The sequence below is a fragment of the Streptomyces sp. NPDC001480 genome (genome assembly GCF_042894725.1).
Classification (GTDB): domain Bacteria; phylum Actinomycetota; class Actinomycetes; order Streptomycetales; family Streptomycetaceae; genus Streptomyces.
In genome coordinates this window covers 287,056-301,577 of sequence record NZ_JBIAVX010000007.1, presented here as the reverse complement: position 1 = coordinate 301,577, position 14,522 = coordinate 287,056, and the positions used below count along the sequence as shown (strand labels likewise).

Sequence of the window (14,522 nt, the reverse complement as noted above, 5' to 3'; positions counted from 1 at the left end):
GGCCGCATACCATCGACCTCGAGACCCTTCCGCCCGGCACCCGGCAGACGCGGAAGACGCTTCGAACGAGGGGACACCGTGGACGTGAGCGGCGCGAGCGGGCAGCCGCGGTCCGGCAACGACGAGCCGACCGAGCACCCCGCGGGCCCTACGGCCCCGGCCACCGGCCCCGGCCCGCGACAGACGCCTGCCGCCACCGGCCGAACCCCCGACCCGGACGCAGCACAGGACCCGCCCCCCGCCGCAGACGAACAACAGCCCGACGGCACCCCCGCCACCCACCCGGACACGCCCGAGCCCCCCACCCCCGCCACCGACGAGCGGCAGCACGACACCGCCGGGCCTCGTCCGGAGTCCGGCGAGGACATCCCCGCGGCCCCGGCGGCCACCCCGCACGACGAGCCGGGCGGCAGGCCCGCTGCCGGCCGGGACGCGGCCGGCCCGCCGGCCCCCGTCGCTGACGCACGGCAGAGCGACTCCTCCGGGCCTCGTCCGGAGTCCGGCGAGGACATCCCCGCGGCCCCGGCGGCCACCCCGCACGACGAGCCCGACGGCAGGCCCGCCACCCACCCGGACACGCCCGAGCCCCCCACCCCCGCCACCGACGAGCGGCAGCACGACTCCACGCCGGCCCGTCCGGAAGCCGGCCAGGACACCCTCCGGCCACACGGCGCGCCCGCGCCCGGCCGGCCGCACCCCGGCGACAGCGCCAGCCGTTCCGAAGCCCACAGCGGTACCGGGAGGGGCCGCCCGCCCCGGCGCCCCCGCGAACCCGGCGGCGGACTGCTCATGGGACGTCCCTTCGGCGTGCCGGTGTACGTCGCGCCCAGCTGGTTCCTCGTCGCCGCGCTGATCACCTGGGTGTTCGGCGGACAGCTCGACCGCGTGCTGCCCGAACTCGGCGCCGCCCGCTACCTCGTCTCCCTCTTCTTCGCCGTCGCTTTCTACGCCTCCGTCCTGATCCACGAGCTCGCCCACACCGTCGCGGCCCTGCGCTTCAAACTCCCGGTCCGCCGCATCCAGCTCCAGTTCTTCGGCGGCGTCTCCGAGATCGAGAAGGAGGCCGAGACCCCCGGACGGGAGTTCGTGCTGGCCTTCGTCGGCCCGCTGCTCTCCCTCGTTCTCGCCGGGCTGTTCTACCTCGCCATGCTGCCCGTCGAACCCGGCACCGTCCCCGGCGTCCTGCTCGCCGGCCTCATGGTCTCCAACCTCATCGTGGCCGCCTTCAACCTCCTGCCCGGCCTCCCCCTCGACGGCGGCCGCATGCTCCGCGCCGTCGTCTGGAAGATCACCGGCAAACCCATGAGCGGCACGATCGCCGCCGCCTGGTTCGGCCGCGCCCTCGCCGTCACCGTCCTCATCGGCCTCCCCCTGCTCACCCAGTCCGGCGCCCTCGGCACCACCGCCGAGGACAACGTCGGCATGGACACCGTCACCGACGCCCTGCTCGCCGCGATCCTCGCCGCGATCATCTGGACCGGCGCCGGCAACAGCCTGCGCATGGCCCGGCTCCGCGAACACCTGCCGGAACTGCGCGCCCGCAACCTCACCCGCCGCGCCGTCCCCGTGGAGACCGACACCCCGCTGTCCGAGGCCCTGCGCCGCGCCAACGCCGCCGGCGCCCGCGCCCTGGTCGTCGTCGACGCCGAAGGCAACCCCCTCTCCCTCGTCCGCGAGGCCGCCATCGTCGGCGTACCCGAACACCGCCGCCCCTGGGTCACGGTCAGCGGCCTCGCCCAGGAACTCACCGACGGCATGCGCGTCTCCGCGGAACTGGCCGGCGAGGACCTCCTCGACACCCTGCGCGCCACCCCCGCGACCGAGTACCTCGTCGTGGAGGACACCGGCGAGATCTACGGCGTCCTGTCCGCCGCCGACGTGGAGCGCGCCTTCGTCAAGGCGATGGCCCGGCCCACCCCGCAGTCCTCCTAGGAGCCCCGCCGGTGGTCAGCGCCCCCCGCAAACGCCGGTAGGCTGGTCACATGTCCGAACCGACCGGTGCCGCCCGCAGGCGCGGGCCCTTCAAGGTCGGGGACCAGGTACAGCTGACCGACCCCAAGGGCCGCCACTACACGTTCACGCTCGAGGCCGGGAAGAACTTCCACACCCACAAGGGTTCCTTCCCGCACGACGAACTGATCGGCGCTCCCGAGGGCAGCGTTGTCCGCACCACCGGAAACGTCGCCTACCTCGCGCTGCGCCCCCTGCTCCCCGACTACGTCCTGTCCATGCCCCGCGGGGCAGCCGTCGTCTACCCCAAGGACGCGGGGCAGATCCTCGCCTTCGCCGACATCTTCCCCGGCGCGCGCGTCGTCGAGGCCGGCGTCGGCTCCGGCTCGCTCAGCAGCTTCCTGCTGCGCGCCATCGGCGACCACGGCATGCTGCACAGCTACGAGCGCCGCGAGGACTTCGCCGACATCGCCAAGCAGAACGTCGAGCGCTACTTCGGCGGCCCCCACCCGGCCTGGCAGCTCACCGTCGGCGACCTCCAGGACAACCTGTCCGACACCGACGTCGACCGCGTCATCCTCGACATGCTCGCCCCCTGGGAGTGCCTGGAGGCCGTCTCCAAGGCACTGGTGCCCGGCGGCATCCTGTGCTGCTACGTCGCCACCACCACCCAGCTCGCCCGGACCGTGGAGTCCATCCGTGAGATCGGCTGCTTCAACGAGCCGACCTCCTGGGAGACCATGATCCGCAACTGGCACATCGAGGGCCTGGCCGTCCGTCCCGACCACCGGATGATCGGGCACACCGGCTTCCTCCTCACCGCCCGCCGCCTCGCCGACGGCGTCGAGCCGCCCATGCGCCGCCGCCGCCCCGCCAAGGGCGCCTACGGCGAGGACTACGCCGGACCGAACGCCGACGGAGGCGCCGGCCGCTGAGCCGTCACCCTCCGAACGCCCCCTTCTGCGGCATTGCCACCCCTGTGACGGCATTTGCCGCCCAGCCGCACCAACGCACGGGCGCCACGGCGAAGTTCCCGGGACCGACCGGAACTCCGCCGGGGCGCCCGCGCGTTGACGGAGCAACAGGAACCGAGCGCCCCGCGGGCCGAGGAACCCCTGACCCTGCCGTTCCCCCGAACTGTGACGTGTGGCACCATGCTGGCCACCCCACCGGCACAGCCCTCACAGGAGACGCTCCTAGTGCAGCAATCCGCCGTCCCGGAACTCGCTCACGCCCACCCCCGTCCGATCCACTGGCTAGCCACCGCCACGGCCGTCGCCGGTGTCGTGGCCTTCTCCTCGGTGCTCCAGCCCGGCTCCGCCACCGCCGCCCAGCCGGGCACCGGCGCCGAAGTGAAGTCCGCTCCCGCGGCCGCCGCACCACCGGCCACCGCGGGCGTCGCCTTCCCCCTCGCATGCGGACGCGTGAAGGCCGTGGTGGCCAAGAGGGCGACCGGAGACCTCGACGGCGACGGCAACCCCGAGACGGTCGCCGTGGTCCACTGCGACTCCGCCATGGGCACCCCGCCCGACGGCGTCTACGTCCTCACCCGCGCCGCCGGCACCGGGAAGCCACGCGTCGTCGCCACCCTCGTCGACCCCAAGGACCGGCTCAACGTCACCGACTTCACCGTCCGCGCCGGAGCCGTCACCGCCACCCTGCTCGGCTACTCCTCGTCCGACGTACCGAGTTGCTGCCCGGACCTCAAGACCCCGGCCAAGTGGCAGTGGAAGGGGAACACGTTCGTCCGCTCCTCGTCCGGCCAGGCCCACAGCGTCTGAAACCGGCCCCCCGCGCGCACACCGTGTGAGAAATCAGACAATGCTCACGGCATGTGCCCGCCAAATCACTCCGCGTCAGGGCCGTACACCTCCACCTTGTCCAAAACCCGACGCACATGGATGCACTCGCCCGGACACTCCTTCGCCGAATCCACGACATCAGTGAGAAGCGGCAGGGGAACGGGCGTTGCAGCCCCCCTGGCCTGCAACAGCTCCTCGTCCGGGCCCTTCACGTAAGCCAGGCCGTCGATGTCCAGCTCGAACACCTCCGGCGCGTACTGGGCGCAGATACCGTCGCCCGTACACAGATCCTGGTCGATCCAGACCTCCAGCGCCTCGCCGCCGCTTCGGGTCTCCTGCTGCACGGTCATCTCTCCTGCCGTTTGAACGCCGAGCCGACGGGAATCAGGCCAGCTCTGACGGGTGTTGAACGTCTCGACCCTACCTGCGGCGGCTTCCCAATCATGTTCGGTGGGTATCCCCCTGATGCGAGGGAGAGCGCAAGGGTGAAGATCGGACACTCCTTGACAGTCTTTGTGATCTAGGGGTTTCAATCGACACCCACCCAGGTAGGGTCTGGAAGCGTCCAGCTCCCCTTGGAGGAGGTGAGGACCGTGGCAGCCCACGACGACGACATGAACCGCGGCATCCGCCCGGGACGAGGGTCCGACGACCCGGCCGGGCAGATCGCCTACCTTGAGCAGGAGATCGCCGTCCTGCGACGCAAGCTCGCCGACTCTCCGCGACACACGAGGATTCTCGAAGAGCGGATCGTCGAGCTGCAGACGAACCTGGCCGGCGTGTCCGCCCAGAACGAGCGACTCGCCAACACACTCCGCGAGGCCCGCGACCAGATCGTGGCCCTCAAGGAAGAGGTCGACCGGCTCGCCCAGCCGCCGGCCGGCTTCGGCGTCTTCCTACAGGCCATCGAGGACGGCACCGCCGACATCTTCACCGGCGGCCGCAAGCTCCGGGTGAACGTCAGCCCGAGCGTCGAACTCGACGACCTCAGGCGCGGCCAGGAAGTAATGCTCAACGAAGCGCTCAACGTGGTCGAGGCCATGGAGTACGAGCGCGTCGGGGACATCGTCACCCTCAAGGAGATCCTCGAGGACGGCGAGCGAGCCCTGGTGCTCGGGCACACCGACGAGGAACGGGTGGTACGGCTCGCCGAGCCGCTGCTGGACGTCACCATCCGCCCCGGCGACGCCCTGCTGCTCGAACCCCGCTCCGGCTACGTCTACGAAGTGGTCCCCAAGAGCGAGGTCGAGGAACTCGTCCTCGAAGAGGTCCCCGACATCGGCTACGAGCAGATCGGCGGCCTCGGCGGCCAGATCGAGGCCATCCGCGACGCGGTCGAGCTCCCCTACCTCTACCCGGACCTGTTCAAGGAGCACGAACTGCGCCCGCCCAAGGGTGTCCTGCTCTACGGACCCCCCGGATGCGGCAAGACGCTCATCGCCAAGGCCGTCGCCAACTCGCTGGCCAAGAAGGTCGCCGAGGTCACCGGCCAGGCCGCCGGCAAGAGCTTCTTCCTCAACATCAAGGGCCCCGAGCTCCTGAACAAGTACGTCGGCGAGACCGAGCGGCAGATCCGCCTCGTCTTCCAGCGGGCCCGTGAGAAGGCCAGCGAGGGCACCCCCGTGATCGTCTTCTTCGACGAGATGGAGTCCCTCTTCCGCACCCGCGGCTCCGGCGTCAGCTCGGACGTGGAGAACACCATCGTCCCGCAGCTCCTCGCCGAGATCGACGGCGTGGAAGGCCTCCAGAACGTGGTCGTCATCGGCGCCTCCAACCGCGAGGACATGATCGACCCCGCCATCCTGCGCCCCGGCCGGCTCGACGTGAAGATCAAGATCGAGCGTCCGGACGCCGAAGCGGCCAAGGACATCTTCGGGAAATACCTCACCGAACGCCTCCCGCTGCACGCGGACGACCTCGGCGAGCACCAGGGCGACAAGTCCCTCACGGTCCAGAGCATGATCCAGACCGCGGTCGAGCACATGTACGCCGAATCCGAGGAAAACCGATTCCTGGAGGTCACCTACGCCAATGGTGACAAGGAAGTCCTCTACTTCAAGGACTTCAACTCCGGCGCCATGATCGAAAACATCGTCGGACGCGCCAAGAAAATGGCGATCAAGGAATTCCTCGACAACAACCAGAAGGGCCTCCGCGTCTCCCACCTCCTCCAGGCCTGCGTGGACGAGTTCAAGGAGAACGAGGACCTGCCGAACACCACCAACCCCGACGACTGGGCCCGCATCTCCGGGAAGAAGGGCGAGCGGATCGTCTACATCCGCACCCTCATCACCGGAAAGCAGGGCGCGGACACCGGGCGCTCCATCGACACGGTGGCGAACACCGGGCAGTACCTGTAAAAACAGGGCGGCTGCGGGTGCCCTCCACGGGTACCCGCAGCCGACTGCTTTTCGGGCACGGCCGGAGCAGGCAAATGACGCAAATGATCTCCCCACCAGCGCAAAGGCGTTCTAGGCTCTTTCCTACCGCCGAGTCGCGCAGTGCGGGGACGGGCACCGCACACGCACCGGAGCGCCAGCGGTACTTGAGCGGCGTCCACGACCGAGGGCGCTGCCGGGCAAGGAGGGCCGCATGACCGTACGGCGAGTAATGGGCATCGAGACGGAGTACGGCATCTCCGTCCCCGGCCACCCCAACGCCAATGCCATGCTCACCTCATCCCAGATCGTCAACGCCTACGCCGCGGCGATGCACCGGGCCCGCCGGGCCCGCTGGGACTTCGAGGAGGAGAACCCGCTGCGGGACGCCCGAGGCTTCGACCTCGCCCGCGAGGCCGCCGACTCCAGCCAGCTCACCGACGAGGACATCGGCCTCGCCAACGTGATCCTCACCAACGGCGCGCGCCTCTACGTCGACCACGCACACCCCGAATACAGCGCCCCCGAGGTCACCAACCCCCGCGACGCCGTCCTCTGGGACAAGGCCGGCGAGCGGATCATGGCCGAGGCCGCGGAACGGGCCGCCCAGCTCCCCGGAGCCCAGCCGATCCACCTCTACAAGAACAACACCGACAACAAGGGCGCCTCCTACGGCACGCACGAGAACTACCTGATGAAGCGGGAAACCCCGTTCTCGGACATCGTGCGCCACCTCACGCCCTTCTTCGTCTCCCGCCAGGTCTTCGCCGGCGCCGGCCGCGTCGGCATCGGCCAGGACGGCCACGAACACGGGTTCCAGCTCAGCCAGCGGGCCGACTACTTCGAGGTCGAGGTGGGCCTGGAGACGACCCTGAAGCGCCCGATCATCAACACCCGGGACGAACCCCACGCGGACGCGGAGAAATACCGCCGCCTGCACGTGATCATCGGCGACGCCAACCTCTCCGAGATCTCCACCTACCTCAAGCTCGGCACGACCGCCCTGGTCCTGTCCATGATCGAGGACGGCTTCATCGCCGTCGACCTGGCCGTCGACCAGCCCGTGCGCACCCTCCACCAGGTCTCCCACGACCCGACGCTCAAGCGCCTGGTCACCCTGCGCAGCGGCCGGACACTCACCGCCGTCCAGCTCCAGATGGAGTACTTCGAGCTCTCGCGCAAATACGTCGAGGAACGCTTCGGCGCGGACGCCGACGAGCAGACCAAGGACGTCCTGTCCCGCTGGGAGGACACCCTCAACCGGCTCGAGCACGACCCCATGAGCCTCGCCGGGGAGCTCGACTGGGTGGCCAAGCGGGAACTCATGGAGGGCTACCGCCGCCGCGACGACCTCGACTGGGACGCCGCCCGGCTGCACCTGGTGGACCTCCAGTACGCCGACGTACGGCCCGAGAAGGGCCTCTACAACCGTCTGGTGGCCCGCGGGCGCATCAAGCGGCTCCTGGACGAGGCGGAGGTCGAGCGGGCCCGTACGAAGCCGCCGGAGGACACCCGGGCCTACTTCCGCGGGCGCTGCCTGGAGCAGTACGCCGACGACGTCGCGGCGGCCTCCTGGGACTCGGTCATCTTCGACCTGCCCGGACGGGACTCCCTCCAGCGCGTTCCAACCCTCGAACCACTTCGCGGAACGCGAAATCACGTCAAGGAACTACTGGACCGCTGCCGCACGGCGGAAGACCTGGTCAGGGTCCTGTCAGGCGGCTGAGCGGGCCTTCTCCGGGTACTCGGACCGGCCCGGGCGGGCAGGGTGGAAATCCCGCCGCCCGGGAATCATCGAGGTGGCCCCCGCACGTTGTACGAACTGCGGGGCCGATGTCGGACCCGGCTTGTAGGGTCTGATCATCACCGATCGGCAGGAATGCCGACCTGTCGACCATGTCGGGCGAACTGAGCGGGGTGAGGGTTATGGCAACCAAGGACACCGGCGGCGGCCAGCAGAAGGCGACGCGCTCCACGGAGGAGGTCGAGGAGCAGGCGCAGGACGCGCAGGGCTCGGAGGACCTCAAGGAGCGGCACGAGAAGCTGAGCGATGACGTGGACTCCGTGCTGGACGAGATCGACGACGTCCTCGAGGAGAATGCCGAGGATTTCGTGCGGTCCTTCGTTCAAAAAGGTGGCCAGTAAGCACGGTTTTCCTTCAAAACGAAGGTGAACGGAGATCGGGCAGTGCTGGGGGAGTCGGATGTGAAGCGCTGCGTGCGGTGTCGAGGAGTCAAGCCGCGCGCAGCCTTCGCGGCAAGGCGTTCCAACCTGGACGGCCTTCAGCATCACTGCCGCGATTGCGCTGCTCGTTCGGACCGGAAGCGCCAGGAGGCCATGGGTAGAACCGTGCCGTCGCCGGGTGCGATCCCCACGGGCCACAAGTACTGCCAGGGATGCGGGGAAGCGAAGTCGCATTCTCACTGGCATCAGAGGAGATCGGCTCCTGACGGCTTGGCCTCGCGGTGCCGTGACTGCCGCGTGGTGGACAACCGGAGCGGCCACCTCAAGCGCAAGTACGGCCTCACCGAAGCCGAGCGCGACGAGTTGATCGCCTCCCAAGGGGGCGTCTGCTGCATATGTCTTGCGGCTCCGCCCGCACATGTGGATCACTGCCATGAGACGGGTAGGGTCCGTGGCGTACTGTGCTTCAGCTGCAACGCCGCACTGGGGCAGTTCAAGGACCAGCCCGATGCCATAAGGCGGGCTGCTGCTTACGTGGAAGGAAACGCGTGGAAGCCAACACTCGTAGCACCGGGCGTCTACCAGCTGCCTTCCTGACGCCAGGATCCTCCTCCTTCATGGACTTCCTGTCCGAGCACCAGCCGGAGATGCTCCCGGGCAACCGGCAGCTGCCCCCCACCCAGGGCGTCATCGAGGCGCCCCACGGCACCACCATCGTCGCCGTGACCTTCCCGGGGGGCGTCGTGCTCGCCGGTGACCGCCGGGCCACCATGGGCAACGTCATCGCGCAGCGGGACATCGAGAAGGTGTTCCCGGCGGACGAGTACTCGGCCGTCGGCATCGCCGGCACCGCCGGTCTCGCCGTGGAGATGGTCAAGCTCTTCCAGCTCGAGCTGGAGCACTTCGAGAAGGTCGAGGGCGCCCAGCTGTCGCTGGAGGGCAAGGCGAACCGGCTGTCGACCATGATCCGTTCCAACCTCGGCATGGCCATGCAGGGCCTGGCCGTGGTGCCGCTCTTCGCCGGTTACGACATCGACCGTGAGAAGGGCCGCATCTTCTCCTACGACGTCACGGGCGGCCGCTCCGAGGAGCACGGCTACGCGGCGACGGGCTCCGGCTCGATCTTCGCGCGCGGTGCCATGAAGAAGCTGTTCCGTGAGGACCTGACCGAGGACCAGGCCACGACGCTCGTGGTGCAGGCCCTGTACGACGCGGCTGACGACGACTCGGCGACCGGTGGTCCCGATGTCGCCCGCCGGATCTACCCCATCGTCACCGTGATCACCGAGGACGGCTTCCGCCGGCTCACCGACGACGAGTCGTCGGAGATCGCCCGTTCGATTCTCGAGCGGCGGCTGGAGCAGCCCGACGGTCCGCGGGCCGCGCTGCTGTAGCCGTCAGGCCCTTGCCCAGGTGATCGCAGTGACTTCCACAGAAAGGGACGGATAACCGGTGTCGACGCCGTTCTATGTCTCACCCCAGCAGGCCATGGCCGACCGGGCGGAGTACGCCCGCAAGGGCATCGCCCGTGGCCGCAGCCTCGTGGTGCTCCAGTACGCCGACGGCATCGTCTTCGTCGGTGAGAACCCGTCCCGCGCGCTGCACAAGTTCAGCGAGATCTACGACCGGATCGGCTTCGCGGCCGCCGGCAAGTACAACGAGTACGAGAACCTGCGGATCGGTGGCGTGCGCTACGCCGACCTGCGCGGTTACACCTACGACCGGGACGACGTGACGGCCAGGGGCCTGGCCAACGTCTACGCCCAGACGCTGGGCACGATCTTCTCCAGCGCGGCCGAGAAGCCGTACGAGGTGGAGCTGGTGGTCGCCGAGGTGGGGGAGACACCGGAGGGTGACCAGATCTACCGCCTGCCGCACGACGGTTCGATCGTGGACGAGCACGGCTCGGTCGCGGTCGGCGGCAACGCCGAGCAGATCAGCAGCTTCCTCGACCAGCGTCACCAGGACGGTATGTCGCTGGCCGAGGCGCTGAAGCTGGCGGTGCAGGCCCTGTCCCGTGACACCAACGGCACCGAGCGGGAGATTCCCGCCGAGCGCCTGGAGGTGGCGGTGCTGGACCGTACGCGGCCGCAGCAGCGCAAGTTCAAGCGGATCGTCGGCCGGCAGCTGTCCCGGCTGCTGGCGGCGAACGGCGCGAGCACGGAGGCGGAGAGCGCCGAGGAGGAAGGCTCCGAGGAGGAGTAGGTCCTTGTCCCGCACTCCGCCCGTCACGCGCCCCGGCCGATCTTTCGGCCGGGGCGCGTGGCGTCAGGGGGTGTCGGTTTCCGTCAGGCGGTTCAGGTGGCTTCAGGTGGCGCGTGGCGGCGCCGTGGAGCCCCGTACCACCAGTTCCACCGGTATGTCCCCGCCCTCCGGTCGACGGCCGTCCAGGACGGCCAGGAGGGCGTGCATGCCGCGTTCGCCGAAGAGCTCGGCGTCCAGGCGGACGGTGGTCAGTTCGGGGTCGATGGCGGTGGCGAGGGCGAGGTCGTCGAGGCCGGTGACGGAGATGTCGTCCGGGATGCGCAGGCCGAGGCGGCGCAGGGCCTTGTAGGCGCCCGCGGCGAGTTTGTCGTCGTCGCAGACCAGGGCGGTGGGGTGGGGGCCTGGTCCGGTCAGGGCGGTGGTGGTGGCGGTGAGGGCGCCTTCGATGGAGATGGGGGCGTGGACGGTGCGGATGTCGGTGCCAGGGGCGGTGCCAACGTGTGCGGCCAGTTCACGTGCGCGTACCTCGAAGGTCCAGGAGGCGACGTCCGCGGCGAGGTGCAGGAAGCGCCGGTGGCCGAGGCCGAGCAGGTGTTCGGCGACCTGGCGTACGCCGTCCGCGATGTCCAGGTTGACCGTGGCGGCGCCGAGGCTGCCGTCGGGGTCGCTGTCGAGCATGACGAGGGGGAGTTGGTCGCCGCGGATGGCGGTGAGGGCGTCGGCGGCCATGGAGGAGGCGATGACGCCGTCCAGGGCGGCTGAGGCGGAGGCGAAGGGGTCGCGGGCGGGTCCGATGCCTTCGGGGGAGGGGTAGAGGACGACGCCGAAGCCGTGCTGGGCGGCGACGCGGGCGGCACCCGTGTAGACGCCGGCGAAGAATTCGGTGGTGAGGGCGGGGACGACGAGGAGGACGGTGCGGGTGCGGCCGAGGCGCAGGTTGCGGGCGGCGAGGTTGGGCCGGTAGCCGAGGTCGCGTGCGGCTTCCCGGACGCGTTCGGCGGTGGCCGCCGACACCCGGCCGCGCCATTTGTCGCCGAGGACGAGTGAGACGGCTGCTTGTGAGACTCCGGCGGCCTGGGCGACGTCACGGCTTGTCGGGCGCGTGTTGCTGGGTGCCACCGTGGGTGCGCTCCTTCGGCTGGTTCGTTGCCCCGGTCCTTCGTCTGGACGCGTGAACAGCGCACATGGTACGTATGGAAAGTCGACGTTATACGTAAAACTTGGAGGCAGTCGATGGCCGCGGGATACCTGGAGATCCTCAGGGCGAGGCACGCGGTCCGGCTGCTGACGGGCACCCTGGTGGGCCGTCTGCCGAATGCCACGGCGGCCATCGCGCTGGTGCTGTTCGTCCGCGGCCAGGGCGGCACGTACAGCCTCGCCGGGGCTCTGGCGGCGGTCTACGGCGTCGCGAACGCCGTGGGGCAGCCGGTGCTCGGCCGGCTGGTGGACCTCCACGGTCAGCCGCGTGTGCAGCTGCCCGCCGCGGTGGTCTCGGCCCTGGCGATGACGGTGTTCGCCCTCTCCGGTACCGACCCGCTGCCGCTCGCCTACGCCGCCGTCGCGGCCGCCGGGCTCTTCACCCCGCCCCTGGAGGGCGGTCTGCGTGCCCTGTGGCCGTCGGTGCTGCGCCGGGAGGAGCAGGTGCACACGGCGTACGCGATGGACGCGGTGGCCCAGGAGGTCATGTTCACGGTCGGCCCGCTGCTGGTGACGCTGTGCGTGTCGCTGTGGGACGAGCGGGCCGCGCTGCTCGTCCTGAACGCCGTGGGGGTGCTGGGCGCGCTCTCGGTGGTCGTCTCGGCGCCTTCGCGCGCGTGGCGGTCGGCTCCTCGTGAGGCGCACTGGCTCGGCGCCCTGCGTTCGCCGGGCCTGCTGGCGTTGCTGGGTGCCTTCCTGTTCGTGGGTGTCGCGCTCGGCTCCATCACGGTGGCCTCGGTGCCGTACGCCGACGGGCACGGCGGGGACGCGGTGTACGGCTGGCTGATGGCGGCGCTGGGCCTGGGCGCGCTGGTGGGCGGCACGGTGTACGGGGCGCGGCAGTGGGCCGGTGTGCCCGAGCGGCGACTGAGGGTGCTGGTCGGCCTTCTGGCGGTGTGTTATCTGCCGCTGATGCTGATGCCGGGCGCGGTGGCGATGGTGCTGCTGACGGCGGTCTCCGGGGTGTTTCTCGCGCCGTGCATCGCCTGTGCGTTCATCATCGTGGACCGGCACGCGCCGAGGGGGACGGTCACGGAGGCGTTCTCGTGGCTGGTGACGACGTTCACGGTGGGCGCGTCGGTGGGAACGGGCCTGGCGGGCCCGGTCGTCGAGGCGGGTGGCGCGCTGTGGGGTTTCGCCGTGCCGGGTGCGGCGGGTGCGGTGTCGCTGCTGGTCCTGGCGGCCACCGGGCGGGTCCTCGCAGCTCCCGCCGGGGGTGCGGTCGTTGCGTCTTCATCGGAAAATGATCCAAATCGTGCTGCCGAACCCCGTTTCAGCTCGGGGGATCGGGCGTAATGTTCACTCATGGACCGCCGCATTTTCGGGCTGGAGAACGAGTACGGCGTCACGTGCACGTTCAGGGGACAGCGCCGCCTGTCGCCTGACGAGGTGGCGCGGTACCTCTTCCGCCGTGTCGTGTCATGGGGCCGCAGCAGTAATGTCTTTCTGCGAAACGGCGCCCGCCTCTATCTCGACGTGGGGTCACATCCGGAATACGCGACACCCGAATGTGACAATGTGACCGAACTGGTCACCCACGACAAGGCCGGCGAGCGCATTCTCGAAGGACTCCTGGTGGACGCGGAACGACGCCTGCACGAGGAGGGAATCGCGGGCGACGTCTACCTCTTCAAGAACAACACGGACTCGGCGGGCAACTCCTATGGTTGCCACGAGAACTATCTGGTGGCCCGGCACGGGGAGTTCTCCCGGCTCGCGGACATCCTCATTCCGTTCCTGGTCACCCGGCAGCTGCTGTGCGGCGCCGGCAAGGTGCTCCAGACCCCGCGTGGCGCGGTGTACTGCGTCAGCCAGCGGGCGGAGCACATCTGGGAGGGCGTCTCCTCGGCGACGACCCGCTCCCGTCCCATCATCAACACGCGCGACGAGCCGCACGCGGACGCCGAGCGCTACCGCCGCCTGCACGTCATCGTGGGCGACTCGAACATGTCCGAGACGACCATGCTGCTCAAGGTCGGCGCCACCGACCTGGTGCTGCGCATGATCGAGGCGGGCACGGTGATGCGGGACCTCACCCTGGAGAACCCGATCCGGGCGATCCGCGAGGTCAGCCACGACATCACCGGCCGGCGCAAGGTGCGGCTGGCCAGCGGCCGGGAGGCCTCCGCGCTGGAGGTGCAGCGGGAGTACTACGAGAAGGCCGTGGACTTCTGTGAGCGCCGCGGTATCCGTACCGGCACCGTCGAGCAGGTGCTGGAGCTGTGGGGCCGCACGCTGGACGCGATCGAGACCGAGGACCTCGACCGTATCGGCACCGAGATCGACTGGGTGATGAAGTACAAGCTCATCGAGCGGTACCGGGCCAAGCACAACATGACGATGTCGCATCCGCGGGTCGCCCAGATAGACCTCGCCTACCACGACATCCACCGTCGTCGTGGCCTGTACTACCTGCTGGAGAAGAAGGGTCAAGCGACCCGGATCTGCAACGACTTGAAGATCTTCGAGGGCAAGTCGGTTCCTCCGCAGACCACTCGGGCGCGGCTGCGCGGCGACTTCATCCGGCGGGCGCAGGAGCAGCGCCGGGACTTCACGGTCGACTGGGTGCACCTGAAGCTGAACGACCAGGCGCAGCGGACCGTGTTGTGCAAGGACCCGTTCCGTTCGGTGGACGACCGGGTGGAGAAGCTGATCGCCGGAATGTGAGCCGGGCGTTCACGCCGAGTGTTTGAAGCGTTTCCGCACTTCAATGCGGGAACGTGACACGGGCGCCGTACGTTTTCCGTACGGCGCCCGTGTCACGCCGTAGAGTTGCGCGCACGCCAACCACAAGATCGACCGATTA

General features: G+C 69.5%; 13 protein-coding genes. 11 read left to right on the top strand and 2 right to left on the bottom strand.

Annotated features, from left to right (window positions below):
• The first annotated feature begins 78 nt into the window (after positions 1–78).
• From ACFY01_RS19540 to ACFY01_RS19530, 3 genes are all read left to right on the top strand, one after another.
• Positions 79–1,932 carry a site-2 protease family protein gene (locus ACFY01_RS19540; RefSeq protein ID WP_390736951.1) on the top strand — a complete coding sequence of 618 codons (1,854 nt, stop codon included), beginning with the start codon at positions 79–81 and terminating at the stop codon, positions 1,930–1,932.
• 50 nt (positions 1,933–1,982) lie between these two features.
• A complete protein-coding gene (locus ACFY01_RS19535; protein ID WP_390736950.1) occupies positions 1,983–2,885 on the top strand; it encodes a tRNA (adenine-N1)-methyltransferase in 903 nt (300 codons plus the stop codon).
• 264 nt (positions 2,886–3,149) lie between these two features.
• Entirely contained in the window at positions 3,150–3,731 is a 582-nt protein-coding gene (locus ACFY01_RS19530; protein ID WP_390736949.1) for a hypothetical protein, read from the top strand.
• A gap of 65 nt (positions 3,732–3,796) precedes the next feature.
• Here the strand turns inward: ACFY01_RS19530 and ACFY01_RS19525 are convergent, their stop codons facing one another.
• Positions 3,797–4,102 (bottom strand): ferredoxin, encoded by a 306-nt coding sequence (locus tag ACFY01_RS19525; RefSeq protein ID WP_390736948.1) that lies wholly within the window; start codon positions 4,100–4,102, stop codon positions 3,797–3,799.
• Positions 4,103–4,345: 243 nt separating this feature from the next.
• Here ACFY01_RS19525 and arc point away from each other — a divergent pair, with 243 nt between their 5' ends.
• The 6 genes from arc (at position 4,346) to prcA (ending at position 10,519) form a co-directional block, all read left to right on the top strand.
• Complete coding sequence (gene arc, locus ACFY01_RS19520; RefSeq protein ID WP_361804345.1) at positions 4,346–6,112, top strand: proteasome ATPase; 1,767 nt, start codon at positions 4,346–4,348, stop codon at positions 6,110–6,112.
• Between the two features lie 232 nt (positions 6,113–6,344).
• On the top strand, positions 6,345–7,856 hold the full coding sequence (gene dop / locus ACFY01_RS19515; RefSeq protein WP_390736947.1) for a depupylase/deamidase Dop: 1,512 nt from the start codon (positions 6,345–6,347) through the stop codon (positions 7,854–7,856).
• Positions 7,857–8,056: 200 nt separating this feature from the next.
• Positions 8,057–8,275, top strand: a complete 219-nt coding sequence (locus tag ACFY01_RS19510; RefSeq protein ID WP_058079921.1) for a ubiquitin-like protein Pup — start codon at positions 8,057–8,059, stop codon at positions 8,273–8,275.
• A 192-nt stretch (positions 8,276–8,467) separates the two neighbouring features.
• Positions 8,468–8,911 carry an endonuclease VII domain-containing protein gene (locus ACFY01_RS19505; protein WP_390736946.1) on the top strand — a complete coding sequence of 148 codons (444 nt, stop codon included), beginning with the start codon at positions 8,468–8,470 and terminating at the stop codon, positions 8,909–8,911.
• Complete coding sequence (prcB, locus tag ACFY01_RS19500; RefSeq protein ID WP_390736945.1) at positions 8,863–9,708, top strand: proteasome subunit beta; 846 nt, start codon at positions 8,863–8,865, stop codon at positions 9,706–9,708. The genes ACFY01_RS19505 and prcB overlap by 49 nt, the downstream gene beginning before the upstream one ends.
• A gap of 58 nt (positions 9,709–9,766) precedes the next feature.
• A complete protein-coding gene (prcA, locus tag ACFY01_RS19495; RefSeq protein WP_390736944.1) occupies positions 9,767–10,519 on the top strand; it encodes a proteasome subunit alpha in 753 nt (250 codons plus the stop codon).
• A 102-nt stretch (positions 10,520–10,621) separates the two neighbouring features.
• Here the strand turns inward: prcA and ACFY01_RS19490 are convergent, their stop codons facing one another.
• Positions 10,622–11,638 (bottom strand): LacI family DNA-binding transcriptional regulator, encoded by a 1,017-nt coding sequence (locus ACFY01_RS19490; protein WP_390736943.1) that lies wholly within the window; start codon positions 11,636–11,638, stop codon positions 10,622–10,624.
• Between the two features lie 114 nt (positions 11,639–11,752).
• On the opposite strand from ACFY01_RS19490, the gene ACFY01_RS19485 reads away from it, so the two are divergent.
• Together ACFY01_RS19485 and pafA are read left to right on the top strand one after the other, a co-directional pair.
• A complete protein-coding gene (locus ACFY01_RS19485) occupies positions 11,753–13,012 on the top strand; it encodes an MFS transporter (RefSeq protein WP_390736942.1) in 1,260 nt (419 codons plus the stop codon).
• Positions 13,013–13,021: 9 nt separating this feature from the next.
• Positions 13,022–14,383: a Pup--protein ligase gene (gene pafA / locus ACFY01_RS19480; RefSeq protein ID WP_055622880.1), complete on the top strand. Its 1,362-nt coding sequence runs from the start codon at positions 13,022–13,024 to the stop codon at positions 14,381–14,383.
• Positions 14,384–14,522: the final 139 nt, after the last annotated feature.

Excerpts from the sequence above, each read along its gene's own strand:
- ACFY01_RS19535 (WP_390736950.1), top strand. The coding sequence starts at position 1,983 with ATGTCCGAACCGACCGGTGCCGCCCGCAGGCGCGGGCCCTTCAAGGTC.
- ACFY01_RS19485 (WP_390736942.1), top strand. The coding sequence starts at position 11,753 with ATGGCCGCGGGATACCTGGAGATCCTCAGGGCGAGGCACGCGGTCCGG.
- dop (WP_390736947.1), top strand. The coding sequence starts at position 6,345 with ATGACCGTACGGCGAGTAATGGGCATCGAGACGGAGTACGGCATCTCC.
- ACFY01_RS19525 (WP_390736948.1), bottom strand. The coding sequence starts at position 4,102 with ATGACCGTGCAGCAGGAGACCCGAAGCGGCGGCGAGGCGCTGGAGGTC.
- ACFY01_RS19505 (WP_390736946.1), top strand. The coding sequence starts at position 8,468 with ATGGGTAGAACCGTGCCGTCGCCGGGTGCGATCCCCACGGGCCACAAG.
- ACFY01_RS19510 (WP_058079921.1), top strand. The coding sequence starts at position 8,057 with ATGGCAACCAAGGACACCGGCGGCGGCCAGCAGAAGGCGACGCGCTCC.
- pafA (WP_055622880.1), top strand. The coding sequence starts at position 13,022 with ATGGACCGCCGCATTTTCGGGCTGGAGAACGAGTACGGCGTCACGTGC.